The organism is Rhodococcus sp. K11/5, assembly GCF_055193735.1.
Genome location: NZ_CM143721.1, coordinates 2,413,972 through 2,438,512, shown reverse-complemented (window position 1 = coordinate 2,438,512; position 24,541 = coordinate 2,413,972). Strand labels below are relative to the sequence as shown.

Below are 24,541 nucleotides of genomic sequence, written 5' to 3'. Positions count from 1 at the left end.
CTCCATGGACAGACTTCTACTCGTCATCGGCTTCCTGGTCTTCTGGATGCTGATGATCGGCCTGATCATCCTCGGTTGGAAGAACCGTCAGAAGCGTCAGGGAGACGCCGTCGGCGCGCTGCCCGACGTCCCGGCGGAGCTGGGTGAGCTCACCGTGCTTCCCGTCACGGGGCTCTACGTCGGCTCGACAATCGCCCCCAGCTGGCAGAACCGCATCGCGGTCGGTGACATCGGACACCGGGCCACCGGCACTCTCTCGGGTCACACCACCGGGATTCTGCTGGACCGCAACGGGGAGTCCCCGATCTGGATTCCGGCGGCGTCGATTCGCGCCGTGCGCACCGAGCGGGGCCTCGCGGGCAAGGTCATGAGCAAGGACGGACTGCTGGTCGTCCGATGGGAGTTGCCCACGGGCACCGAGATCGACACGGGATTCCGCTCCGACGACAAGTCGGTCTACCCCGCGTGGGTGGACCACTACGCCGAGACCACTCGAACCCACACCACCACCGACACACCCGATACGAACGACGAGAAGGAGACGGCGTGAGCCTCGACGACGACGCCGCGGTCCTGGTACTGGAAGACGGTCGACTCTTCCGCGGCACCGCATTCGGCGCACCGGGATCCACCCTGGGCGAAGCCGTGTTCTGCACCGGGATGACCGGTTACCAGGAGACGCTGACGGACCCCAGCTACCACCGGCAGATCGTGGTGGCCACGGCCCCGCAGATCGGCAACACCGGGTGGAACACCGAGGACAGCGAATCGGTCGGTCCGGACGGCTCGGCCGACGATTCGGCCATGTGGGTCGCCGGCTTCGCGATCCGGGACGCGAGCCGCCGGAGCTCGAGCTGGCGCGCGACCGGAACCCTCGACGAGGAGATGCGGCGTCAGAACGTCGTGGGCATCGCCGACCTCGACACGCGCGCGGTGGTGCGTCACCTGCGCACGCGCGGGTCCATGCGCGCCGGAATCTTCTCGGGTGCCTCGGTCACGGACACCGACTCGATGATCGAGCAGGTCCGGCAACAGCCCAGCATGAAGGGCGCCGACCTGGCGGGGGAGGTGAGCACGAAGTCCGGGTACGTCGTCGAGCCCGAGGGCGATCCGCGCTTCTCGGTGGTCGCGGTCGACCTGGGCATCAAGAGCAACACTCCGAGGATGTTCGCGCAGCGGGGCATTCGCGTGCACGTGGTGCCGTCCGATACCACCATCGAGCACATCCGCGAGATCGCGCCGGACGGTGTGTTCCTGTCCAACGGTCCCGGCGACCCCGCCGTGGCGAACTCCGTCGTCTCGCTCACCGAGCAGGTGCTGGGCGACCGCATCCCGCTGTTCGGCATCTGCTTCGGCAACCAGATCCTGGGCCGCGCGCTCGGTCGTGACACCTACAAGATGACCTTCGGTCACCGCGGCATGAACATCCCGGTCATCGAACACGAGACCGGCCGCATCTCCATCACCGCGCAGAACCACGGGTTCGCGCTCGAGGGCGAGGCCGGCGAGGAGTTCGACACCCCGTTCGGTCGCGCCGTCGTCAGCCACACCTGCGCCAACGACGGAACCGTCGAAGGCGTTCGCCTGCTGGACGATTCGGCGTTCTCGGTGCAGTACCACCCGGAAGCGGCGGCCGGTCCTCACGACGCGGAGTATCTCTTCGACCGCTTCCTGAACCGTCTCGCCGACAACACCTCGACCAAGAAAGCCGGACTGTAATGCCACGGCGCACAGATCTACAGAACATCCTGGTGATCGGCTCGGGTCCGATCGTGATCGGCCAGGCCTGCGAGTTCGACTACTCCGGCACGCAGGCCTGCCGCGTCCTGCGGGAGGAGGGCCTGCGCGTGAGCCTGGTCAACTCCAACCCGGCGACCATCATGACCGACCCCGAGTTCGCCGACGCCACGTACGTCGAGCCGATCAACGCCGAGTACGTCGAGAAGGTCATCGCCGCGGAGGCCGCGGCCGGCCACCCCATCGACGCCGTACTCGCCACCCTCGGTGGTCAGACCGCGCTGAACTGTGCCGTGGCTCTGCACGAGCAGGGAATCCTGGCCAAGTACGACATCGAGCTCATCGGGGCCGACTTCGACGCCATCCAGCGCGGTGAGGATCGGCAGAAGTTCAAGGACATCGTGGGCTCCGTCGGCGGCGAGAGCGCCCGCTCGCGGGTCTGCTACACCATGGACGAGGTGCACGACACCGTCGCCGAACTGGGTCTTCCGGTGGTCATCCGTCCCAGCTTCACCATGGGCGGTCTGGGGTCCGGCATGGCCTACACCACCGAGGATCTCGAACGCCTGGCCGGCGGCGGGCTCGCCGCGTCGCCGTCGGCGAACGTGCTCATCGAGGAGTCCATCTACGGATGGAAGGAGTACGAACTCGAACTCATGCGCGACAACAAGGACAACGTCGTCGTCGTGTGCTCGATCGAGAACGTGGACCCGATGGGCGTGCACACCGGCGACTCGATGACCGTCGCCCCGGCGATGACGTTGACCGACCGCGAGTACCAGAAGATGCGCGACCTCGGTATCGCGATCCTGCGCGAGGTGGGGGTGGCCACCGGCGGCTGCAACATCCAGTTCGCGATCGACCCGAAGGACGGGCGACTGATCACGATCGAGATGAACCCGCGCGTGTCCAGGTCCAGCGCGCTGGCGTCGAAGGCGACCGGATTCCCCATCGCCAAGATCGCCGCGAAGCTCGCCATCGGGTACAGCCTCGACGAGATCGTCAACGACATCACCAAGGAGACGCCCGCCTGCTTCGAGCCGACCCTCGACTACGTCGTGGTGAAGGCGCCGCGGTTCGCGTTCGAGAAGTTCCCCGGCGCCGACGACACTCTCACCACCACGATGAAGAGTGTCGGTGAGGCGATGTCGTTGGGCCGCAACTTCTCCGAGGCTCTCGGCAAGGTCCTTCGCTCGCTCGAGACGAAGGCGGCCGGATTCTGGACGGTGTCCGACGAGGTGCTCGCCGGAGACCGCGCGACCGATCTCGAGGCGGTTCTGGCCGATCTGCGCGTTCCCACCGAGGGACGCATCTACGACGTCGACCTGGCTCTGCGCCTCGGCGGCACCGTCGAGGAGGTCGCGAAGGCCTCCGGCATCGACCCCTGGTTCGTCGACGAGATCGCCGGTCTCGGGGAGCTGCGCACCCGGTTGCTGGACGCTCCGGTGCTCGACCGCACGCTGCTGCGTCGGGCCAAGCACGCGGGGTTGTCGGACGGACAGATCGCCGCGCTGCGGCCGGAACTGGCCGGCGAGGACGGTGTGCGCTCTCTGCGCCACCGGCTGGGGGTGACGCCGGTGTTCAAGACCGTCGACACCTGCGCCGCCGAGTTCGAGGCCACGACGCCGTACCACTACTCGACCTACGAACTCGACCCCGACGCCGAGACCGAGGTGGCGCCGCAGACCGAACGCGGCAAGGTGCTGATCCTGGGTTCGGGTCCGAACCGCATCGGTCAGGGCATCGAGTTCGACTACTCGTGTGTCCATGCCGCGACGACGCTGTCGGAGGCCGGCTACGAGACGGTCATGATCAACTGCAACCCCGAGACCGTCTCCACCGACTACGACACCGCCGACCGTCTCTACTTCGAGCCGCTGACCTTCGAGGACGTCCTCGAGGTGTACATGGCCGAGGTCGAATCGGGCCGCGGTGGACCGGGTGTGGTCGGAGTGATCGTCCAGCTCGGCGGACAGACCCCGCTGGGGCTGGCGCAGCGCCTCGCCGACGCGGGCGTTCCCATCGTCGGTACCTCGCCCGAGGCGATCGATCTCGCCGAGGACCGCAAGGAGTTCGGGGAGGTCCTCGTGGCCGCGGGGCTGCCGGCGCCGAAGTTCGGCACGGCCACCACGTTCGACGGAGCCAAGCGCATCGCCGGCGAGATCGGCTACCCGGTTCTCGTGCGGCCGTCGTACGTTCTCGGAGGCCGCGGCATGGAGATCGTCTACGACGAGGCCTCCCTCGACGACTACATCTCTCGCGCCACCGAACTCACCCCCGATCACCCGGTCCTCGTGGACCGGTTCCTCGAGGACGCCATCGAGATCGACGTCGACGCTCTGTGCGACGGCACGGAGGTCTATCTCGGCGGCGTGATGGAACACATCGAGGAGGCCGGGATCCACTCCGGCGACTCCGCGTGCGCGTTGCCGCCCATCACTCTCGGCCGTACGGACATCGAAGCGGTGCGGCGATCCACGGAGGCGTTGGCCTTCGGCATCGGCGTGCGCGGTCTGCTCAACGTGCAGTACGCGCTCAAAGACGACGTCCTCTACGTCCTCGAGGCGAACCCGCGCGCGTCGCGGACGGTTCCGTTCGTGTCCAAGGCCACGGCCGTTCCGCTGGCGAAGGCCGCGGCCCGGATCGCGCTCGGAGCCACGATCGCGGAACTGCGGGCCGACGGTCTGCTGCCGGCCACCGGGGACGGTGGACACGCCTCCCCGGACGCTCCCGTGGCGGTGAAGGAGGCCGTGTTGCCGTTCAACCGCTTCCGCAAGTCCGACGGCTCCGGCGTCGACAGCCTCCTGAGCCCGGAGATGAAGTCGACCGGCGAGGTCATGGGGATCGACGCCGATTTCGGCACCGCGTTCGCCAAGAGTCAGACGGCGGCCTACGGATCGCTCCCGATGGCCGGAACGGTGTTCGTCTCCATCGCCAACCGGGACAAGCGCTCGATGGTCTTTCCCGTCAAACGGCTGGCCGACCTCGGATTCCGCATCCTGGCCACCGAGGGTACGGCGGAGATGCTGCGCCGTAACGGCATCGCCAGCGACGTGGTGCGCAAGCACTCCGACGTCCTCGGCGAGGGCGAGTCGACCATCGTCGACCTGATCCGGGACGGTGAGGTCGACATGGTCTTCAACACCCCGTTCGGCAATTCCGGACCTCGTGTCGACGGGTACGAGATCCGCAGTGCCGCGGTGGCGCGCAACATCCCGTGCATCACCACCGTGCAGGGCGCGGCGGCGGCCGTGCAGGGCATCGAGGCGTGCATGCGCGGCAACATCGGGGTGCGTTCGCTGCAGGATCTGCACAGCACGCTGCGGACCGCGCCGGACTCGACGCAGCCGACCCCCGTGTCGTGACGCCTGCCGGCAGTACACCGGGTTCCGGCGCGTGGCGTGATCGCCTCACGGCGGCGGTACGGGCTCGCGGACGCCTGTGTGTGGGGATCGACCCGCACGCCGAGATGCTGCGGGCGTGGGGTCTCGACGACTCCGTCGACGGGCTGGCCGCATTCGCCGCGAACTGTGTCGCGGCGTTCGCGGACGACGTCGCCGTGGTCAAGCCGCAGGTCGCGTTCTTCGAGCGCTTCGGGTCCGCAGGTCTCGTGGTGCTCGAGCGCACCATCGCGGATCTGCGGGCGGCGGGTGTCCTGGTGATCGCCGACGCGAAGCGCGGCGACATCGGGAGTACCTCTGCGGCCTACGCCGACGCCTGGCTCGCGCCCGGCTCATCGTTGGCCTGCGACGCCGTCACGGTCTCGCCCTACCTCGGGGTCGGGGCGCTCGATCCGTTCGTCCGGGTGGCCGCAGACGGCGGACACGGCCTGTTCGTCCTCGCCCGCACGTCGAATCCGGAGGGAACCGACCTCCAGCAGGCGCGCGTGGCGGGGGACCGCACGGTGGCGCAATCGGTGGTCGACGAGTCGGCGGCGATCAACGAGCGCACGTCGGACGCCACGATGGGGCTCGTCGTGGGTGCGACACGCGGGCACGGGCTGAATCTGGAGAATTTTTCCGGCCCGATCCTGGCGCCTGGACTCGGAGCTCAGGGCGCCACCGCGGCCGACCTGGCGTCGATCTTCCCGGATTCGCGAGAACTGTTGTTGCCCAACAGCTCCCGTGATGTCCTACGCAGCGGTCCGTCCGTGTCGGAATTGCGCGACGCCGCGTCTCGCGTGCGCGAGAGCGTCGAGAGTGCGCTCGCATAGCCGACGCCGATGGGCCGGACACGGCGGGGGGCGGGTTCGCAATCGCTCGTCCACCCGGGTACGGTCGCTATCGCCGCTGGTCAATGCCAGTGGCTACGTTCCCGAGGACCCATCGACGGGCTGTGCTCCACCGAGCCCGCCCGCGCGATGCGAGTCGAGGGATACGTTCGAGAACCGATGAGACGGAGGAACCGTGGCCCTTCCCCAGTTGACCGACGAGCAGCGCGCTGCTGCTTTGCAGAAGGCGGCTGCTGCGCGTCGTGCCAGGGCTGAGCTCAAGGAGCGCCTCAAGCGTGGCGGCACCGACCTGAAGCAGGTCCTCAAGGACGCCGAGGAAGACGAAATCCTCGGAAAGATGAAGGTCTCCGCCCTGCTCGAGGCGCTGCCGAAGGTGGGCAAGGTCAAGGCGCAGGAAATCATGACCGAGCTCGAGATCGCGCCGACGCGTCGTCTGCGTGGACTCGGGGATCGGCAGCGCAAGGCACTTCTTGCCAGGTTCGATTTCGACTCCGAGTAAGACCGTGGATCGATCGATCATCTCGTTCGCTTCGCCGTCACCGGAACTGTGACTGCGGAGAAGACGACCGCGAGGGGCCGGCTGGTGGTACTGGCCGGCCCCTCCGCCGTCGGCAAGTCCAGCGTCGTCGCCCGCGTGCGTCAGGTTCTGCCCGATCTGCACTTCAGCGTCTCGGCCACCACTCGGGACCCCCGTCCCGGTGAGGTGGACGGTCGTGATTACCACTTCGTCGACCGCGCCGAGTTCGACCGCATGATCGACGCGGACGAACTGCTCGAGTGGGCCGACATCCACAAGGGACTGCAGCGCAGCGGAACGCCCGCGGCACCGGTCCGCCGTTCACTCGAGGCCGGACGACCGGTGTTGCTCGAGGTCGACCTGCAGGGCGCGCGAGCGGTACGCGCGGCCGAGCCGGACGCGCTGCTGGTGTTTCTCGCGCCGCCCGACTGGGAGACCCTGGTCTCTCGGCTGACCGGTCGCGGCACCGAGCCGGAGGACGTGATCGAGCGTCGGCTCGACACCGCCCGCGAGGAACTGGCCGCCCAGAGCGAGTTCGACACCGTGATCGTCAACGTCGATGTCGAACATGCTTGCGCCGACTTGGTATCCTTGTTGGTCGGTGGCGCGCCGGACGGCTCGTCCGCGCCCGGCACCGAATCGTAAAACGCGGGAAGACAGTCCTTCCCGGTGAATCTTTGTAGGAGACAAGACGTTGACCAGTCCCGTAGCGAACGTGTCCGATTCCCTCTCTCGTTCCGAGGTGGCGGCGTACGACACCCCGCTGGGCATCACCAACCCGCCGATCGACGAACTCCTCTCGCGCACGTCCTCGAAGTACGCACTGGTGATCTACGCGGCCAAGCGCGCCCGTCAGATCAACGACTACTACAACCAGCTCGGTGACGGCATCCTCGAGTACGTCGGCCCGCTGGTCGAGCCGGGTCTGCAGGAGAAGCCGCTGTCCATCGCACTGCGCGAGATCCACTCCGATCTTCTCGAGCACGTCGAAGGCGAGTGAACTCACCGACCGTGGCGGCGCGTCGCAACGTCGTCGTCGGAGTCGGCGGCGGTATCGCGGCCTACAAGGCCTGCGGGCTGATCCGCCACTTCACCGAACGAGGAGACGACGTCCGGGTCGTACCGACGGAGTCGGCACTCGAATTCGTGGGACGGGCCACCTTCGAGGCCCTGTCCGGTAACCCGGTGCACACCGGCGTGTTCGCCGACGTGCCCGAGGTTCCGCACGTGCGCCTCGGGCAGAACGCCGATCTGGTGGTCGTGGCCCCGGCCACGGCCGATCTGCTGGCGCGGGCCGCGGCCGGTCGCGCCGACGATCTGCTCACCGCCACGCTTCTCACCGCCCGCTGCCCGGTGGTGTTCGCTCCGGCCATGCACACCGAGATGTGGCAGCACCCCGCCACCGTCGACAACGTGGCTCTCCTCCGTTCGCGCGGGGTGACCGTGATCGAGCCGGCGTCGGGCCGACTGACCGGCGCCGACACCGGCCCCGGGCGCCTGCCCGAGCCCGACGAGATCGCGGGCCTCGCCGAACTGCTGCTCGAGCGACCCGACGCGCTTCCTCGCGACCTCGACGGTCGCCGGATCGTCGTCTCCGCCGGTGGCACCCGTGAACCCCTGGACCCGGTGCGCTTCCTCGGTAATCGAAGCTCGGGCAAGCAGGGCTACGCCCTGGCACGGGTCGCCGCCCAGCGCGGCGCCGACGTCCTGCTCGTCTCGGGATACACCGCCGCGCTCGCACCCCCCGCGGGAGTCGACGTGGTCGAGGTGCGCACCGCCGAGGACATGCGTATCGCGGTCGACAAGGCAGCGGTCGGAGCCGACGCGGTGATCATGGCCGCCGCGGTCGCCGACTTCCGACCCACGACCCTGGCGGTCAGCAAGATCAAGAAGGGCGCCGACGAACCCGACGTCATCGCGTTGACGAAGAACGCCGACATCCTGGCCGGACTCGTCGAATCGCGTCGCGACGGGGCGATCGCTGCCGCCACCGCCATCGTGGGCTTCGCCGCCGAGACCGGTGACGAGAACGGCGACGTGCTGACCTACGCGCGGGCCAAGATGGAACGCAAGAAATGCGACCTGCTGATCGTCAACGCGGTGGGCGACGGCAAAGCCTTCGAGATGGACAGCAACGACGGCTGGATCCTGTCCTCCGACGGTGCCGAGATCGCCCTCGAACACGGTTCCAAGGCGCTGATGTCCTCCCGTGTGCTCGACGCGTTGATCCCGGTGCTCGCCGCTCGATCCGAAGAGTGTCCGAGCTCACACGCTCCGTCGTGACGTTCGGGTAACCCGTCGTCGAAGACCCACCAGCGACATCCCACCACCGATAACTCCACGCGCCGGTTGCGACCACCGGTGCGGGTACGAGAGGAAACATCTGTGAGCACGTCCGCCCGTCGACTCTTCACCAGCGAATCGGTCACCGAGGGCCATCCGGACAAGATCTGCGATGCGATCAGTGACTCGATCCTCGACGCACTGCTCACCGACGACCCTCGGGCCCGCGTGGCCGTCGAGACGCTCGTCACCACCGGGCAGGTCCACGTCGCCGGTGAGGTCAACACCACCGCGTACGCCGACATCCCGCACATCGTCCGCGAGAAGGTCCTCGAGATCGGCTACGACTCGTCGGCCAAGGGCTTCGACGGAAACTCCTGCGGCGTCAACGTCGCGATCGGTGCTCAGTCTCCCGAGATCGCCCAGGGTGTCGACAACTCGCACGAGTCGCGGGTCGAGGGCCTCTCCGACGACGAGATCGATCGTCAGGGCGCGGGCGATCAGGGGCTGATGTTCGGTTACGCCATCAAGGACACTCCCGAACTGATGCCGCTGCCGATCGCCCTGGCGCACCGGCTCTCGCGTCGGCTGACCGAGGTGCGCAAGACCGAGGTGCTGCCGTACCTGCGTCCCGACGGCAAGACCCAGGTCACCATCGAGTACGACGGGAACAAGGCCGTCCGGCTCGACACCGTCGTGATCTCGACCCAGCACGCGGCGGACATCGATCTGGACAACATGCTCACCCCCGATATCCGCCAGCACGTGCTCGAGGCCGTTCTGGCCGAACTCGCCCACGATCAGCTCGACACCTCCTCGGTACGGCTGCTGGTCAACCCGACGGGCAAGTTCGTCCTCGGCGGCCCCATGGGTGACGCAGGTCTGACCGGCCGCAAGATCATCGTCGACACCTACGGCGGGTGGGCCCGCCACGGCGGAGGCGCGTTCTCCGGCAAGGATCCCTCCAAGGTCGACCGCAGCGCCGCCTACGCGATGCGCTGGGTGGCGAAGAACGTCGTCGCCGCGGATCTCGCCGAGCGGGTCGAGGTCCAGGTGGCCTACGCCATCGGCAAGGCCGCTCCGGTGGGACTGTTCGTCGAGACCTTCGGTACCGAGAACGTCGACCCGGCGAAGATCCAGTCCGCGATCACCGAGGTCTTCGACCTGCGTCCGGGCGCGATCATCCGTGATCTGGACCTGCTGCGTCCGATATATGCGCAGACCGCCGCGTACGGGCACTTCGGTCGCACCGACATCGACCTGCCGTGGGAGAACGTCGACCGCGCGGACAAGCTGCGCTCGGCCGCCGGACTCTGAGCCGAGCCCGGGGGCCATCGGTGGCCGCGGACCGCGCCGCCCGCACGGGCGCGGCGACGCGACCGGTCGCCCGCGTGCTGCCGATGCTCGCGCTCGCGCACCTGGATCGTGACTTCGACTACCTGGTGCCGGCCGAGCTCGACGAGGTCGCGCAGCCCGGCGTGCGAGTGCGGGTGCGTTTCGCCGGCCGCCTGGTCGACGGGTTCCTGCTCGAGCGACTGGACGCGTCCGATCACCCGGGCAAGCTCGGTTGGCTCGACAAGGTCGTCTCGCCGGAAGCGGTGGTGGGACCGGAACTGCTCGGCCTCGTCGACGCGGTCGCCGCCCGGTACGCCGGGACGCGGGCCGACGTGTTGCGTCTCGCGGTACCGCCCCGGCACGCGCGCGTCGAGGCCGAGCCGACGACCTCCGGAGTGCACGACTCGCACATCGACCGATCCTCGGTGGACCGCGCCTGGGACCGATACGTACACGGCGTCGACTTCGTCGCGGCGTTGGCGGACGGCCGGGCTCCGCGCGCGGTGTGGCAGTCCGCACCGGGAGAGGACTGGCCCCGTCGCCTCGCCGAACTGGCCGCCGTGGCGGTCGAATCCGCGACGTCGGCGCTGCTGATCGTGCCGGACCAGCGTGATCTGGACCGAGTCGCCGCGGCGTGCCGCGACGTTCTCGATCCCGGGGCGGTGGTGGCGCTCGCCGCCGGTCTCGGCCCGGCGGAACGGTACCGGCGCTGGCTGGCCGTCGCCCGTGGGTCCGCGCGCGTGGTCGTCGGGACCCGCAGCGCCGTGTTCGCTCCGCTGCACGACCCCGGCCTGTTCGTCGTGTGGGACGACGGCGACGATTCCCTGTCCGAACCGCGCGCTCCCTATCCGCACGCGCGAGAGGTGACCCTGCTGCGTGCCCATAGAGCCGGTTGCGCGGCCGTGGTGGGCGGTATCTCCCGGACGGCGGAGGCGCAGGCACTGGTGGAGACCGGGTGGGCCCACGATCTCGTGGCCTCGCGGGACGTGGTGCGGGCGTCGGCACCCAAGATCACCGCACTCGCGGACAGCGATCACGCCCTCGCGCGCGATCCGGGAGCCCGCGCCGCCCGATTGCCCGCGATCGCGTTCGCGGCCGCCCGATCCGCGTTGGCCGCGAATCTGCCCGTGCTGGTACAGGTTCCACGACGCGGTTACGTGCCGTCCCTGGCCTGCGGCAAGTGCCGGACACCGGCCCGGTGTCGGCGCTGCCACGGACCGTTGGCCCTGCCCTCGGCTCCGGACGCATCGGGAGCGGGGAGTCCGACGTGCAAGTGGTGCGGCGTCGCGGACGCGGGCTACAAGTGCCCCACCTGCGGATCGCGCGCGTTGCGGGCGGTGGTGGTCGGAGCCGGACGGACCGCGGAGGAACTCGGTCGTGCGTTCACCGGGGTGCCCGTCCGACTGTCCGGCGGATCCGCGGTGCTCGACCGCGTCGAGACCGGTCCGGCCCTGGTCGTGGCGACCGTCGGGGCCGAACCCGTGGCGAGCGGCGGGTACGGCGCGGCGCTGCTCCTGGACGGCTGGGCGTTGCTGGGGCGCGCCGATCTGCGGGCGACCGAACAGGCGATGCGCCGGTGGATGTCCGCCGCCGCGCTGGTCAGGCCCCTCGGGGACGGGGGAGAGGTGGTGGTCGTCGCGGACTCCTCGCTCCCCACCGTGCAGGCGCTGGTTCGCTGGGACCCGGTGGGACACGCCCGGACCGAGCTCGCCGAACGCACCGAGGTCGGGTTTCCGCCGGCCGTTCACATCGCCGCCATCGACGGGACGACGGCGTCTTTGGACACGCTTCTCGAGAACGCCCGGTTGCCCGATGACGCCGTGATCCTCGGTCCGGTCGAGCTGCCTCCGGGCGAGCGACTCCCGTTCACCTCCGAGGCCGGAACCGCCGCCGAACCGGAGACGGTCGAACGGATGCTCGTTCGCGTCCCTCGGGCGTCGGGCAGCGCGCTGTCGAAGGCCCTCGCGGACGCTCGCGCGGTGGTCGGAGCAAAGAAGTCGACGTCGGCGCTGCGCATCCAGGTGGACCCCCTGCGAATAGGCTGAGGGCCTTCGCCGCCCCCCACACACCGAAAGAGGTCATCGAACGCTCGTGCGCATCGTTTTCGCCGGAACTCCCGACCCCGCGGTCCCGTCGTTGCAGCGGCTGCTCGACTCGCCCCGCCACGACGTCGTCGCCGTGGTGACCCGACCCGATTCCGTGGCCGGCCGTGGCCGCACGGCCGTGCGCTCTCCCGTCGCCCGGCTCGCCGACGAGCACGGCATCGAGGTACTTCAGCCGGACCGGCCGTCGGATCCCGCGTTCGTCGCCGCGCTCACCGATCTCGCCCCGGACTGCTGCCCGATCGTGGCGTACGGCGCCCTGGTGCCGCGGCCGGTTCTCGACATCCCGCGTTTCGGTTGGATCAACCTGCACTTCTCGCTGCTGCCGGCGTGGCGCGGTGCGGCGCCCGTACAGGCGGCGCTGGCCGCGGGTGACGAGATGACCGGAGCCTCGACGTTTCTGCTCGAGGAAGGCCTCGACACGGGCCCGGTCCTGGGTGTCGTCACCGAACGCGTGCGTGAGAGCGATACGACCGGCGATCTGCTGGCGCGCTTGGCGGACAGTGGCAGCACCCTGCTCGAGGCCACCCTCGACGCACTCGAGGAGGGGCGGGCCGCCGCCGTTCCACAGCCGACGCACGGAATCTCCCACGCCCCCAAGGTGACCGTGGACAGCGCCCGCATCGACTGGACCCGGCCCGCGCACCTGATCGATCGGCACGTTCGCAGCGTCACCCCTGCGCCCGGTGCCTGGACGGAGATCGGGGCACTGCGCGTGAAGGTCGGTCCCGTCGGGCACACCGAGGACACCGTGGCGCCCGGCGTGATCGTGGTTCGCAAGAAGGAGGTCCTCGTGGGGACCGGGAGCACCGCCGTGCGATTGGGGTCGATCCAACCGCACGGAAAGAAGCAGATGGCAGCGACCGACTGGGCGCGCGGCGCCCGCGACGTGGACGGAGCGACAGCGCGATGAGCGAGGCAGGCACACCGTCCGGCGGAGACGGATCCGAGGGATCGCGAGGGCGTCGCCCCGGCGGGGGTTCCGGAGGAGCGCGCCGCGGCGGCGGCCGATCCGGGGGTAAGCGCACCGACAACCAGGGACCGCGGGTGGCCGGTAAGGGCGCTCCCTCGCGTCCCCGTCAGCCCGGTCGTCCCGCGTCGAGCGACGCGGGACTCGATCCGGCCCGGCTCGCGGCACGCGACGTGCTGCGAGCGGTGCGCGAACGCGAGGCCTACGCGAACCTGGTTCTTCCGGGCCTGTTGCGCGAACGCTCGCTCGACCAGCGCGACGCCGCCCTGGCCACCGAACTGGCCTACGGGGCGTCTCGCGCGCGCGGCGTGCTCGACGCGGTGATCGAGCACGCCGCGTCCCGCCCGGTGGCGGAGATCGACGGTGTCGTGCTGGACGTGCTGCGGCTGGGTGCCTACCAACTGTTGCGCACCCGCGTCGCCCCGCACGCCGCCGTCGCGACGTCGGTCGATCTGGTGCGCGGTGAATCCGGGCCCGGGGCAGCAGGATTCGTCAACGCGGTACTTCGCCGGGTATCCGAGCGGACCGCCGCACAGTGGGTGGAACTGCTCGCGCCGCCGGCGGATCGGAATCCGGTGGGACATCTCGCGTTCGAACACGCCCACCCCGCGTGGATCGCACAGGCGTTCGCGGATGCGCTCGGTGCGGACGCGGCGGAACTCGACGAGGCGCTCGCCGCCGACGATGCGCGTCCGATGGTGCATCTGGTCGCCCGGCCGGGGGAGATCTCGGCCGAGGAACTGGCCGGGATCACCGGAGGCGAGGTCGGTGCGTTCTCGCCCTACGCGGTGTACCTCGACGGCGGCGATCCCGGCCGACTCGACGCGGTCCGCGACGGCCTCGCCGCAGTGCAGGACGAGGGCAGTCAACTCGTCGCCCGTGCGCTCGTCCGCGCCGAGGTGACCGGTGAGGACACGGGCCGCTGGCTCGACCTGTGCGCCGGGCCCGGGGGCAAGGCCGCGCTCCTGGGAGCGATCGCCGCCATCGACGGAGCCACCGTCGACGCGGTCGAGCCGTCGGAGCACCGTGCCGACCTGGTGCGCAAGACGGTGCGCGATCTGCCGGTCACGGTGCACCGTGTCGACGGTCGGGAGAGCGGGCTCGAGCCCGGATACGATCGAATCCTGGTGGACGCGCCCTGCACCGGCCTCGGGGCGTTGCGTCGGCGCCCGGAAGCGCGGTGGCGCCGCGAACCCACCGACGTCGCCGAACTGGTCACCCTGCAGCGCTCGCTGCTCGCGGCGGCCGCCGCGCTGGTGCGTCCCGGAGGCGTGATCGTCTACTCGACCTGCTCGCCGCACCTGTCGGAAACGGTCGGTGTCGTCGCGGACGGGATCAGGCGTCACGGGCTCACTGCGATGGACACCCGCGAACTGCTGCCGGGGGTGCCGCGCCTCGGCGACGGTCCCGGGGTGCAACTGTGGCCGCATCGCCACGGCACCGACGCTATGTTCCTGGCGGCGTTGAGGGCGTAGCAACCGTCACGTCGCGGCGGAGGGCATCGTCGGCGGCGGTGGGGTAGAAACGAGCGCGTGGGCAGCCGCCGAGCAGCATTCGTTCTGACGTGCACGAGCGTCGGAGTGTGGCTGAGCGCGGGGTGCGCATCGCCGGCCGCCGTGTCCACCGCCGTGACGTCGGCCGCGTCGAGCGAGGAGCTCCGGCTGTCGGTCATCGGGGACTCGTTCACCGCCGGGTCCGACAACGACATCGTGTGGCCCGAGATCCTGGCGGACCGCCACGCGGCGTCGTTGCAGAACGCGGGCGCCGGCGGTGCCGGGTACGTGGCCGGTGCTGATCTCGCGGGGACCTTCGCCGACCAGATTCCCGACGCGGTGTCGACGAACCCGGACGTCGTGCTCGTCGTCGGCAGCGAGAACGACGTCGACGAGGACCCCGCCGAGGTCGCCGACGAAGCGGATGCCCTGTTCGCGACCCTGGCCGACGAGGCTCCCACCGCCCGCGTGGTGGTGATCGGGCCGATCTGGTCCGGGGACGACCTTCCGGCGGAGTTGTACGACGTGGATGCCGCGCTCGCCGATGCGGCGGCGTCGGCCGGGCTCGCGTACGTCGGCACCCTCGACGACGGGTGGCTCGCCGATCCGGATCTGCTGCAGGACGACGGCGATCACCCCACCGACGACGGTCAGTACGTCCTCGCGGACGCCGTGGAGGCGGCCCTCGACCGCGTCGACAGGCATCTGCTGGGGTGAGAGATACCGGCCCGTCCGGCCGTTAGGGTGAGTGCCGTGGCTACCGAGACCCCGTCCCACCCGATGATCGCCCCGTCCATCCTGTCCGCGGATTTCGCGCGCCTCGCCGACGAGGCGAATGCCGTGCGGGGGAGCGACTGGCTGCACGTCGACGTGATGGACGCGCACTTCGTCCCCAACCTGACCCTCGGGTTGCCGATCGTGAAGAGCCTGCTCGCGGCCACCGACATTCCGCTCGACTGCCACCTCATGATCGAGGACCCGGGGCGATGGGCACCGCCCTACGCCGAGGCGGGTGCGCACAACGTCACCTTCCACGCCGAGGCCACGGACGATCCCCGCGCCGTCGCCCGCGACATCAGGGCCGCCGGGGCCAAGGCGGGACTGTCCGTCAAGCCGAACACCCCGATCGAGCCCTACCTCGAGATCCTGAAGGACTTCGACACCCTGTTGATCATGAGCGTCGAACCGGGCTTCGGTGGCCAGAGTTTCATCGCCTCCGTCCTGGACAAGGCACGCACGGTCCGCACCCTGGTCGACTCCGGTGAACTGCGCCTGCTCGTGGAGATCGACGGCGGTATCAACGCCGACACCGTCGAGCAGGCCGCCGAAGCCGGCATCGACTGTTTCGTCGCCGGATCCGCGGTCTACGGCACCGAGGACCCCGCGGCCGCCGTCGCGTCGTTGCGCGCGTCCGCCGCCGCGGTCTCCCCGCACCTCGGTCGCCGGTGATCATCCGCGAGGCGATCCGGTCGTGACCGCACCCGCGGCTCCGTTCGCGTCGGCGATGGTGCGGGCGATCGAGGAATCGACGCGAGCGCGGGGAATCAGCACCCCCAACCCACCCGTCGGTGCGGTGATCGTCGGCGACGACGGCGTCGTGGTGGGAGTCGGAGCCACCGAGGCCCCCGGCGGCCCCCACGCGGAGGTGGTCGCGCTCGCCGCAGCCGGCGACCGCGCCCGCGGTGCCACCGCGGTGGTCACCCTCGAGCCGTGCAATCACACCGGGCGCACCGGACCCTGCACTCGGGCGCTCCTCGAGGCCGGTGTCGCCCGGGTCGTCTTCGCGGTCTCGGATCCGAACCCCCTGGCGTCCGGCGGCGCGGACTACCTGGCCGAGCACGGCGTGGAGGTGCACCGCGGCGTCCACACCGAGCTCGCCGAGGCCGGACCCCTGCGGGCCTGGTTGCATCGGCAGCGCACGGGCAGGGCCCTGGTGACCTGGAAATACGCCGCGACGCTGGACGGCCGCGTCGCGGCACCCGACGCCACCAGCAAGTGGATCACCGGACCGCAGGCGCGGGCCCACGTGCACGCCGAACGCGCGCGGATCGATGCGATCGTCGTGGGGACGGGGACCATCCTGGTCGACGATCCCGCGCTCACCGCCCGCACACCGGATGGTTCGCTCGCGGACCATCAGCCCGTTCGCGTCGTCGTCGGCACGCGGGAGATTCCGCCCGGCTCCCGGGTTCTCGACGCGTCCGCACCTACTCGAATCGTCCGCACCCGCGACCCTCTCGAGGTGATGGAGGCGCTGTCCGATCTCTCCGACGTTCTCGTCGAGGGTGGACCGTCGCTGGCCGGAGCGTTTCTCGCGGCCGGGCTCGTGGATCGCGTCACCGCCTACGTGGCGCCGATGGTGCTCGGCGCCGGAACCGCCGCGGTCGTGGGCACCGGGGTCGGAACAATCGCCGACGCTCTGCGGTTCCGACGAGAGTCGGTGCACGTACTGGGCCCCGACCTCGTGATGAACCTCGTCGCGGACCCGCCGTCCTGACCTCGCTGTACCGAACCCCGACTCACCGAACCCCGACTCACCGAACCCCGACTCACCGAACCCCAGGGAGACCGACCGACATGTTCACCGGAATCGTCGAGGAACTCGGCACCGTCACCGCCAAGGAAGATCTCGCGGACGCGGCGCGATTCACCGTCCGCGGACCGGTGGTGACCTCGGATGCGTCGCACGGGGACTCTATCGCCGTCAACGGTGTCTGTCTGACGGTCGTGGCCGTGGCCGACGGCGCGTTCACCGCCGACGTCATGCAGGAGACGCTGACTCGATCGAGCCTGCGGGCGCTGGGAGTCGGAAGTGCGGTGAATCTGGAGCGAGCGGCGTCGTTGTCGTCCCGGCTCGGCGGACATCTGGTGCAGGGACACGTCGACGGTACGGGCGAGGTGATCTCCCGCACGCCGTCCGACAACTGGACCGTGGTGCGCATCTCGTTGCCCCGGTCCATCGCCCGGTACGTCGTGGAGAAGGGGTCGATCACCGTGGACGGCGTCTCGCTCACGGTCTCGGCGTTGGGCGGCGCGGGAGACGATCAGTACTTCGAGATCTCGCTCATCCCGACCACGTTGTCACTGACGACCCTGGGGTCGGCCGAGCCCGGAACCCCCGTCAACCTCGAGGTCGACGTCATCGCGAAGTACGTGGAGCGGTTGCGCACCGCCGACTCCTGAAGTCGTACCCTGGAGTAGCCAGAGATACGACCAGCACGACCTTGGAACCAGCAGGACCTCGGAACCAGCAGGAATCGATCCGCCCGAGAATGCGGGCGGCAGAAGTGGGGAGCGCACGGCGTGACCAGGTTCGACACCATCGAGCGCGCAGTCGCCGACATCGCTGCGGGCAAAGCCGTCGTCGTGGTCGACGACGAGGACCGCGAGAACGAAGGCGATCTGATCTTCGCCGCCGAGAAGGCAACCCCGGAGCTGGTGGCCTTCATGGTGCGCTACACCTCCGGTTATCTCTGCGTTCCCCTGTCCGGTGAGGACTGCGATCGACTCGGACTCCCGCCGATGTTCGCGACGAACCAGGACAAGCACGGCACCGCGTACACCGTGACGGTCGACGCACGCGTCGGCATCGGAACCGGAATCTCCGCCTCCGACCGCGCCGCGACGATGCGGCTGCTGGCCGACCCCGCCACCGGGGCCAACGACTTCACCCGCCCCGGTCACGTCGTCCCGCTGCGCGCGAAGGAAGGCGGCGTGCTGCGCCGTCCGGGCCACACCGAGGCCGCCGTCGACCTGACCCGGATGGCGGATCTGCATCCGGCCGGGGTCATCTGCGAGATCGTCAGCCAGAAGGACGAGGGAGCGATGGCGCAGACGGAGGAGCTCCGCGTCTTCGCCGACGACCACGATCTGGCTCTGATCTCGATCGCCGACCTCATCGCCTGGCGGCGCAAGCACGAGAAGCACGTGGTGAGGATCGCCGAGGCGCGGATTCCCACGGCGCACGGCGAGTTCCGGGCGGTGGGCTACCAGAGTGTGTACGAGGACGTCGAGCACGTGGCACTGGTCAAGGGCGACATCGCCGGACCGGACGCGGACGGAAGCGACGTACTGGTGCGCGTGCACTCGGAGTGCCTGACCGGCGACGTCTTCGGATCCATGCGCTGCGACTGCGGCCCGCAGCTCGACGCGGCGCTCGAGATGGTCGCCGCCGAGGGCCGCGGAGTGGTCCTCTACATGCGCGGCCACGAGGGTCGCGGCATCGGACTCCTGCACAAACTGCAGGCGTACCAGCTGCAGGACGCCGGCTCGGACACCGTGGACGCGAACCTGCAGCTCGGACTGCCTGCCGACGCCAGGGACTACGGTCTGGGCGCGCAGATCCTCGTCGACCTCGGTATCTCCTCGATGCGCCTGCTCACCAACAACCCGGCCAAGCGCGTCGGACTCGACGGGTACGGGTTGCACATCACGGAACGAGTGCCGATGCCGCTGCGAGCGAACGCCGAGAACCTGACCTACCTGCGCACCAAGCGCGACCGTATGGGACACGATCTCGCCGGTCTCGACGCGTACGACCGTCCTATCGCACCGGACGCCGGAGGGCTGTGATGAGCGGCGAGGGAGAACCCGTACTGCAGCTCGGCGGCGCCGAACTGCTCAAGGTGGCCATCGTCGCCGGTCAGTGGCACGAGAAGGTCAGCACCGCGTTGATCGAGGGGGCACAGCGACGGGCCGCGGAAGCCGGTCTGCGGGACGTCACCCTGGTGCGCGTGGCCGGAGCCATCGAGATCCCGGTGGTGGCGCAGCAGCTCGCGCGCACCCACGACGCCGTGGTCGCTCTGGGTGTGGTGATTCGCGGGGGCACCCCGCACTTCGAGTACGTGTGCGACGCCGTCACCGCCGGGTTGACCCGCGTCTCGCTCGACGAGTCGACCCCGGTCACCAACGGGGTACTGACGGTGAACGACGAGCAGCAGGCGTTGGACCGCGCCGGTCTGCCGGGTTCCAAGGAAGACAAGGGCGCGCAGGCCGTGGCCGCCGCCATCGACACCGCGCTCACCCTCAAGGGGCTCAGAACGGGCGGGGCATCATGACCGACGCGGCGGACTCGACGAGCGCGCGGACGACCTCCGGCAGCGATACCGAGTGGGAGCTCGAGGCGCGCCCGCGGAAGAGCGCCCGATGGGCCGCCGGTATCGCCGCCGTCATCTTCCTCGTGCACGCCACACTCGCCGTTCTGCTGCGGAGCGCCAACACGGGCGTCTACTTCCAGGTCGTCGACCAGTTCGCGATGATCGGTATCGGCGCCGCCATGGCGGGCGGGGTCCTGCTGCTGGCCCGGCCCCGCGTGCGGGCGAACGCGGACGGGGTCGAGGTGCGCAACCTGATCAACCAGCGACTGGTGCCCTGGCACGAGGTTCAGGGGTTGACGTTCACGCCGAATTCCAGCTGGGCGCGGATCGAATTGCCGTTCGACGAATATCTGCCGGTCATGGCCATCCAGGCGAACGACCGGGAGTACGCGGTGCACGCGGCTCGCACGTTCCGCGCGCTCGAGCAGAAGTACACCTGACCGTTCACTCGACGGTGTCGCCCATCACCACGCCCTCGCGTCGTGGATCGGCGCCGCCGATCCACCCCTCGTCCGTGCGGACGAGTGCGCTGGATCCGCTCGACTGATCCGCGACGGACACCTGGTGTCCCTTCGACCGCAGTTCGGTGACGAGCAGGTCCGACGCGCCGTCGGCGGTCGCGTCGATATCGGGGTGCTCGCCGCCGACGTTGGTGGTCGGGGTGTTCGCGGCGCCCACGTTCACCAACGACACCGCCTGCTGCGGGTCCAGGTCCCAATCGAGCACGGCAACCAGGTTCTTGACGACGAACTGGATGATCGCGGACCCGCCCGGAGAACCGGTGACCGCGCGGACCTCGCCGCGGCTGCCGTCGTCGGCGCGGTCGAACACCACCGTCGGCGCCATGGAACTGCGGGGGCGCTTGCCCGGTTCGACGCGATTGGCCACCGGGCTGCCGTCGTCGCCCACCGGCGTTGCGGAGAAGTCGGTCAGCTGGTTGTTGAGTAGGAAACCCTCGGTCATGTGAAACGAGCCGAAGGCCGATTCGACCGTCGTCGTCATGCTCGCGACGTTTCCGTCGCGGTCCACGATGCTGATGTGGCTGGTTCCGGACTCGGGCCCGGAGTAGCTGCTCAGCGGAACGGGCCCGAAGTCGCCGGGTTCCGCCGTGCCCATGCTGCGATCGAGGTCGATGGTGTCGGCGCGTTCGGCGAGGTACTCGGGATCGAGCAGTGCGTCGGGACTTCCGCCGGGCAAGGCGATGTAATCGGGATCGGCGATGTACTTGTCGCGGTCCGCGTAGGCCAGCCGCTCGGCCTCGGCGATGAGATGCACTGCCTGCGCGTCCGGGACTCCTCCGTCGACCCCCACTTCGGTCGGCGGGAACTGCGCCATGTCGAAGTTCGACAGAATGCCCAGGACCGAGGCCACGGCAATGCCGCCCGACGACGGACCCGGCATTCCGCACACGTCGTGCTCCCGGTACTCGGTACAGACGGCATCGCGCTGCTTCACCTCGTACGAGGCCAGATCGTCCAGGCTCAGGCGGCCCGGCGTGCGTCCACCCGTCGGGTCCGCGGTCGCGTCGACGACGGACTGCGCGATGGCGCCGGTGTAGAACGCGTCGGCACCGTCCGTGGCGATCGCGCCCAGTGTCTTGGCCATGCCGGGGTTGGTGAGTACCGTGCCGGCGGGCTTCGGCGAGCCGTCGGGCAGGAGGAAGTACTCGGCGGACGCGGGATCGAGCGCGAGCTCCTCGGCCGATCCCGCGATCGACGTCGCCATGCGGGGACCGATCTCGAAGCCGTTGTCCGACAGCGCGATGGCCGGGTCGAAGAGCGATCGCCACTCCTGGTTGCCGTGGTCGGTGTGGACCGCCTCGAGAAGTCGCACCGCACCGGGGACGCCGATGGATCGTCCGCTGCTGCGGGCGTCGGGCATGGGGGCGGACAGATCGGCAGGAGCCCCGGGTGCGGCCGTGTCGTCCACGAAGCGAAGGTAGTTCTCGGTCGCGGAGGCCGGAGCCGTCTCGCGGCCGTCGTACGCCTGGAGGTCACCGGATTCGGCGTCGTAGTAGAGCAGGAACGCGCCGGCGCCGATACCGGAGCTCTGCGGTTCGACCAGACCCAGCACCGTCTGCGCCGCGACCAACGCGTCGGCGGCCGAACCTCCGTCGCGCAGGACCTCGCACGCCGCCTCCGTCGACAGCGGGTTGGCAGTGGAAACCGCGTACGACGCCGTGCGTACGGCCGTCATCCCGCTGCGATATCCGGTCGCGACCTCGGGCGCGCCGTCGGCACCCGTGCCCGGGGCCTCCGACACCGGCGTTCCGCCGCCGCCGATCACGCAGGACGGGGCGTCGGCGTCGGTGCTCGCGTCGGACGAGCACGCGGTGGCCGCGAGAGCAAGGGTGGCGGTGACGGCCACCAGGCGGAGGAGTGCAGGTCGAGGAGTCACGGGAAACATCAGACAACGGGAAAGCGAACTTCGCAGCACGAACGGCGCAATCGGTCCGGATGGTCGGGAAAAGTCGTGTTTCCGGCCGCGCGGACCGTCGACGCACTGGCCGTGGAGTGGTTCGCGCCGCTGCTCGGCACCCCGATCACCCCGGATCGGAGTGTCGCACCCGGCGACTAACCTGGACGGCGTGCCCGATCCCGCTACGTACCGCCCGGCCACCGGCACCATTCCGGTGGAGCCCGGCGTGTACAAGTTTCGCGACCCCCACGGGCGAGTGATCTACGTCGGCAAGGCGAAGAGCCTGCGGAGCCGACTCAATTCGTACTTCGCCGACATCGCGGGACTCCATCCGCGCACCCGGCAGATGGTCTCGACGGCGGCGAGCGTCGAGTGGACGGTGGTCACCACCGAGGTGGAGGCACTCCAACTCGAGTACAACTGGATCAAGGAGTTCGATCCGCGATTCAACGTTCGCTACCGCGACGACAAGAGCTATCCGATGCTCGCGGTCACGCTGAACGAGGAGTACCCGCGGCTGTTCGTCTACCGCGGTCCGCGCCGCAAGGGCGTGCGGTACTTCGGTCCGTACGCACACGCGTGGGCCATCCGCGAGACCCTCGATCTGCTGCTGCGCGTGTTCCCGGCCCGAACCTGTTCCGCCGGGGTGTTCAAGCGACACGATCAGATCGGCCGTCCCTGCCTGCTCGGATACATCGACAAGTGTTCCGCGCCGTGCGTCGGCAGGGTCTCCGCCGCCGAGCACCGCCGCACCGTCGAGAACTTCTGCGACTTCCTCTCGGGCAAGACCGATCGGTTGGTGCGCGAACTCGAAGGGCGCATGCAGACCGCGGCGGAGGACCTCGACTTCGAGACCGCAGCACGGTTGCGCGACGACGTCGGCGCGCTCAAGCGGGCCTTGGAGAAGCAGGCCGTGGTACTCGGCGACGGCACCGACGCCGATCTGGTGGCATTCGCGAGCGACGATCTCGAAGCCGCCGTCCAGGTTTTCCACGTCCGCGGCGGGCGTGTCCGCGGGCAGCGCGGATGGGTGGTCGAGAAGGCCGGGGACGTGCTCGACGCCGCCCCTGCCTCCGGTACGGCCACCGAGACCACGTCGGAGACAGCGCCGGAGGCAGCTTCCGACCTGCCTGCACTGGTGGAGCAGTTCCTGACCCAGTTCTACGGTGAGCAGGCGTCGCTGTCCGCCGGCGCCGACGACGCCACCACCAACGCGGTACCTCGCGAGGTGTTGGTCCCGGTGCTTCCGCCCAACGCGGACGAGGTCCAGTCGTGGCTCAGCTCGCTGCGCGGCTCGGCCGTTCGGCTGCGCGTTCCGCAGCGCGGGGACAAGCGTGCGCTCGCCGAGACCGTGCATCGCAACGCGGTCGAATCGCTGCAGCAACACAAGCTTCGGCGGGCCGGTGACTTCACGTCGCGCTCGGCGGCGTTGCAGGGGATCCAGGAGGCTCTGGATCTCGACAGCGCCCCGCTGCGCATCGAGTGCATCGACATCTCGCACGTCCAGGGGACCGACGTGGTGGCGTCGTTGGTGGTGTTCGAGGACGGGTTGCCCCGCAAGAGCGACTATCGGCACTACGCGATCAAGGAAGCCGCCGGGGACGGTCACTCGGACGATGTCGCGAGCATCGCCGAGGTCACCCGCCGACGGTTCCTGCGCCACGGCAAGGACACCGGCGGCGACCTCGCACCCGACGCGTCCCTCGATCCGGCCACCGGACGACCGCGTCGATTCGCGTACCCGCCCAACCTGTTCGTGGTCGACGGCGGCGCTCCCCAGGTCGCCGCGGCGGCGGAGGTGCTCGACGAACTCGGCGTGACGGACGTGGCGGTGGTGGGCCTGGCGAAACGCCTCGAGGAGGTGTGGGTGCCGGGGGAGACCGACCCGGTGATTCTGCCGCGAACCAGCGAGTCGCTGTTCCTGCTGCAACGAGTGCGCGACGAGGCGCACCGCTTCGCCATCACCTTCCACCGCAGCAAGCGGTCCAAGCGGATGACGGCATCGGCCCTCGACTCGGTGCGTGGTCTCGGCGAAGCTCGCCGCACTGCCCTGGTCACGCACTTCGGTTCGGTGGCCAAGCTCAAGCAGGCGACGGTGTCCGAGATCGTTCAGGTGCCCGGCATCGGTGACGCCACGGCGCGGTCGGTTCTCGAGGCGCTCGGCGTTCCGGCGAGCGAGGTGCCGGTCCCGGCGAACGATCACGGTGACGGCGCGAAGACCGCTTCGGTGCGCAATGATGACGAAGAGAAGTTTGCACCCGAGCACGCGAGTCACCGAGGAACAGGACAGTCGGCCGAGTGAACGCTCCGAGAGATTCCACGAGAGCCGTGGCGACCCACGCGGTCGCCCCCGTTCGTA

Annotated in this window: 21 protein-coding genes; 20 read left to right on the top strand and 1 reads right to left on the bottom strand. The window is 69.6% G+C overall.

Going from position 1 to position 24,541, the window contains the following annotated elements; genetic code table 11:
• Window positions 1-4 precede the first annotated feature (4 nt).
• From ACY466_RS11485 to ACY466_RS11395, 19 genes are all read left to right on the top strand, one after another.
• Window positions 5-550: a PH-like domain-containing protein gene (locus ACY466_RS11485; protein ID WP_463245524.1), complete on the top strand. Its 546-nt coding sequence runs from the start codon at window positions 5-7 to the stop codon at window positions 548-550.
• Window positions 547-1,719 (top strand): glutamine-hydrolyzing carbamoyl-phosphate synthase small subunit, encoded by a 1,173-nt coding sequence (gene carA, locus ACY466_RS11480; RefSeq protein WP_463245523.1) that lies wholly within the window; start codon window positions 547-549, stop codon window positions 1,717-1,719. The genes ACY466_RS11485 and carA overlap by 4 nt, the downstream gene beginning before the upstream one ends.
• Window positions 1,719-5,102 (top strand): carbamoyl-phosphate synthase large subunit, encoded by a 3,384-nt coding sequence (carB, locus tag ACY466_RS11475; RefSeq protein ID WP_463245522.1) that lies wholly within the window; start codon window positions 1,719-1,721, stop codon window positions 5,100-5,102. The genes carA and carB overlap by 1 nt, the downstream gene beginning before the upstream one ends.
• Window positions 5,099-5,950 carry an orotidine-5'-phosphate decarboxylase gene (pyrF, locus tag ACY466_RS11470; RefSeq protein ID WP_463245521.1) on the top strand — a complete coding sequence of 284 codons (852 nt, stop codon included), beginning with the start codon at window positions 5,099-5,101 and terminating at the stop codon, window positions 5,948-5,950. The genes carB and pyrF overlap by 4 nt, the downstream gene beginning before the upstream one ends.
• A gap of 193 nt (window positions 5,951-6,143) precedes the next feature.
• A complete protein-coding gene (gene mihF, locus ACY466_RS11465; protein ID WP_463245520.1) occupies window positions 6,144-6,467 on the top strand; it encodes an integration host factor, actinobacterial type in 324 nt (107 codons plus the stop codon).
• 84 nt (window positions 6,468-6,551) lie between these two features.
• Entirely contained in the window at window positions 6,552-7,130 is a 579-nt protein-coding gene (gene gmk / locus ACY466_RS11460; protein WP_463252243.1) for a guanylate kinase, read from the top strand.
• Window positions 7,131-7,200: 70 nt separating this feature from the next.
• On the top strand, window positions 7,201-7,485 hold the full coding sequence (gene rpoZ / locus ACY466_RS11455) for a DNA-directed RNA polymerase subunit omega (RefSeq protein WP_463245519.1): 285 nt from the start codon (window positions 7,201-7,203) through the stop codon (window positions 7,483-7,485).
• Window positions 7,482-8,768, top strand: coding sequence for a bifunctional phosphopantothenoylcysteine decarboxylase/phosphopantothenate--cysteine ligase CoaBC (gene coaBC, locus ACY466_RS11450; protein WP_463245518.1), 1,287 nt, complete (start codon window positions 7,482-7,484; stop codon window positions 8,766-8,768). Before rpoZ ends, coaBC begins: the two co-directional genes overlap by 4 nt.
• A 102-nt stretch (window positions 8,769-8,870) precedes the next feature.
• Entirely contained in the window at window positions 8,871-10,085 is a 1,215-nt protein-coding gene (gene metK, locus ACY466_RS11445) for a methionine adenosyltransferase (protein ID WP_463245517.1), read from the top strand.
• A gap of 83 nt (window positions 10,086-10,168) precedes the next feature.
• Window positions 10,169-12,148 carry a primosomal protein N' gene (locus ACY466_RS11440; protein WP_463252242.1) on the top strand — a complete coding sequence of 660 codons (1,980 nt, stop codon included), beginning with the start codon at window positions 10,169-10,171 and terminating at the stop codon, window positions 12,146-12,148.
• 46 nt (window positions 12,149-12,194) lie between these two features.
• A complete protein-coding gene (gene fmt, locus ACY466_RS11435) occupies window positions 12,195-13,118 on the top strand; it encodes a methionyl-tRNA formyltransferase (protein WP_463245516.1) in 924 nt (307 codons plus the stop codon).
• The gene (locus ACY466_RS11430) at window positions 13,115-14,650 is read left to right on the top strand and encodes an RsmB/NOP family class I SAM-dependent RNA methyltransferase (RefSeq protein WP_463245515.1); all 1,536 of its coding nucleotides are present in this window, start codon (window positions 13,115-13,117) and stop codon (window positions 14,648-14,650) included. The genes fmt and ACY466_RS11430 overlap by 4 nt, the downstream gene beginning before the upstream one ends.
• Before the next feature lie 57 nt (window positions 14,651-14,707).
• Window positions 14,708-15,385 (top strand): SGNH/GDSL hydrolase family protein, encoded by a 678-nt coding sequence (locus ACY466_RS11425; protein ID WP_463245514.1) that lies wholly within the window; start codon window positions 14,708-14,710, stop codon window positions 15,383-15,385.
• Between the two features lie 63 nt (window positions 15,386-15,448).
• Window positions 15,449-16,117: a ribulose-phosphate 3-epimerase gene (rpe, locus tag ACY466_RS11420; RefSeq protein ID WP_463252241.1), complete on the top strand. Its 669-nt coding sequence runs from the start codon at window positions 15,449-15,451 to the stop codon at window positions 16,115-16,117.
• Between the two features lie 55 nt (window positions 16,118-16,172).
• Window positions 16,173-17,165 carry a bifunctional diaminohydroxyphosphoribosylaminopyrimidine deaminase/5-amino-6-(5-phosphoribosylamino)uracil reductase RibD gene (gene ribD / locus ACY466_RS11415; RefSeq protein ID WP_463252240.1) on the top strand — a complete coding sequence of 331 codons (993 nt, stop codon included), beginning with the start codon at window positions 16,173-16,175 and terminating at the stop codon, window positions 17,163-17,165.
• A gap of 80 nt (window positions 17,166-17,245) precedes the next feature.
• Window positions 17,246-17,851, top strand: coding sequence for a riboflavin synthase (locus ACY466_RS11410; RefSeq protein WP_463245513.1), 606 nt, complete (start codon window positions 17,246-17,248; stop codon window positions 17,849-17,851).
• A gap of 120 nt (window positions 17,852-17,971) precedes the next feature.
• Window positions 17,972-19,240, top strand: coding sequence for a bifunctional 3,4-dihydroxy-2-butanone-4-phosphate synthase/GTP cyclohydrolase II (locus ACY466_RS11405; protein ID WP_463245512.1), 1,269 nt, complete (start codon window positions 17,972-17,974; stop codon window positions 19,238-19,240).
• Entirely contained in the window at window positions 19,240-19,725 is a 486-nt protein-coding gene (gene ribH / locus ACY466_RS11400; RefSeq protein WP_463245511.1) for a 6,7-dimethyl-8-ribityllumazine synthase, read from the top strand. Before ACY466_RS11405 ends, ribH begins: the two co-directional genes overlap by 1 nt.
• Entirely contained in the window at window positions 19,722-20,204 is a 483-nt protein-coding gene (locus tag ACY466_RS11395) for a PH domain-containing protein (RefSeq protein WP_463245510.1), read from the top strand. The genes ribH and ACY466_RS11395 overlap by 4 nt, the downstream gene beginning before the upstream one ends.
• 4 nt (window positions 20,205-20,208) lie before the next feature.
• Here the strand turns inward: ACY466_RS11395 and ACY466_RS11390 are convergent, their stop codons facing one another.
• Window positions 20,209-22,170, bottom strand: a complete 1,962-nt coding sequence (locus tag ACY466_RS11390; protein WP_463245509.1) for a gamma-glutamyltransferase family protein — start codon at window positions 22,168-22,170, stop codon at window positions 20,209-20,211.
• 181 nt (window positions 22,171-22,351) lie between these two features.
• On the opposite strand from ACY466_RS11390, the gene uvrC reads away from it, so the two are divergent.
• Window positions 22,352-24,484 carry an excinuclease ABC subunit UvrC gene (uvrC, locus tag ACY466_RS11385; RefSeq protein ID WP_463245508.1) on the top strand — a complete coding sequence of 711 codons (2,133 nt, stop codon included), beginning with the start codon at window positions 22,352-22,354 and terminating at the stop codon, window positions 24,482-24,484.
• Window positions 24,485-24,541: the final 57 nt, after the last annotated feature.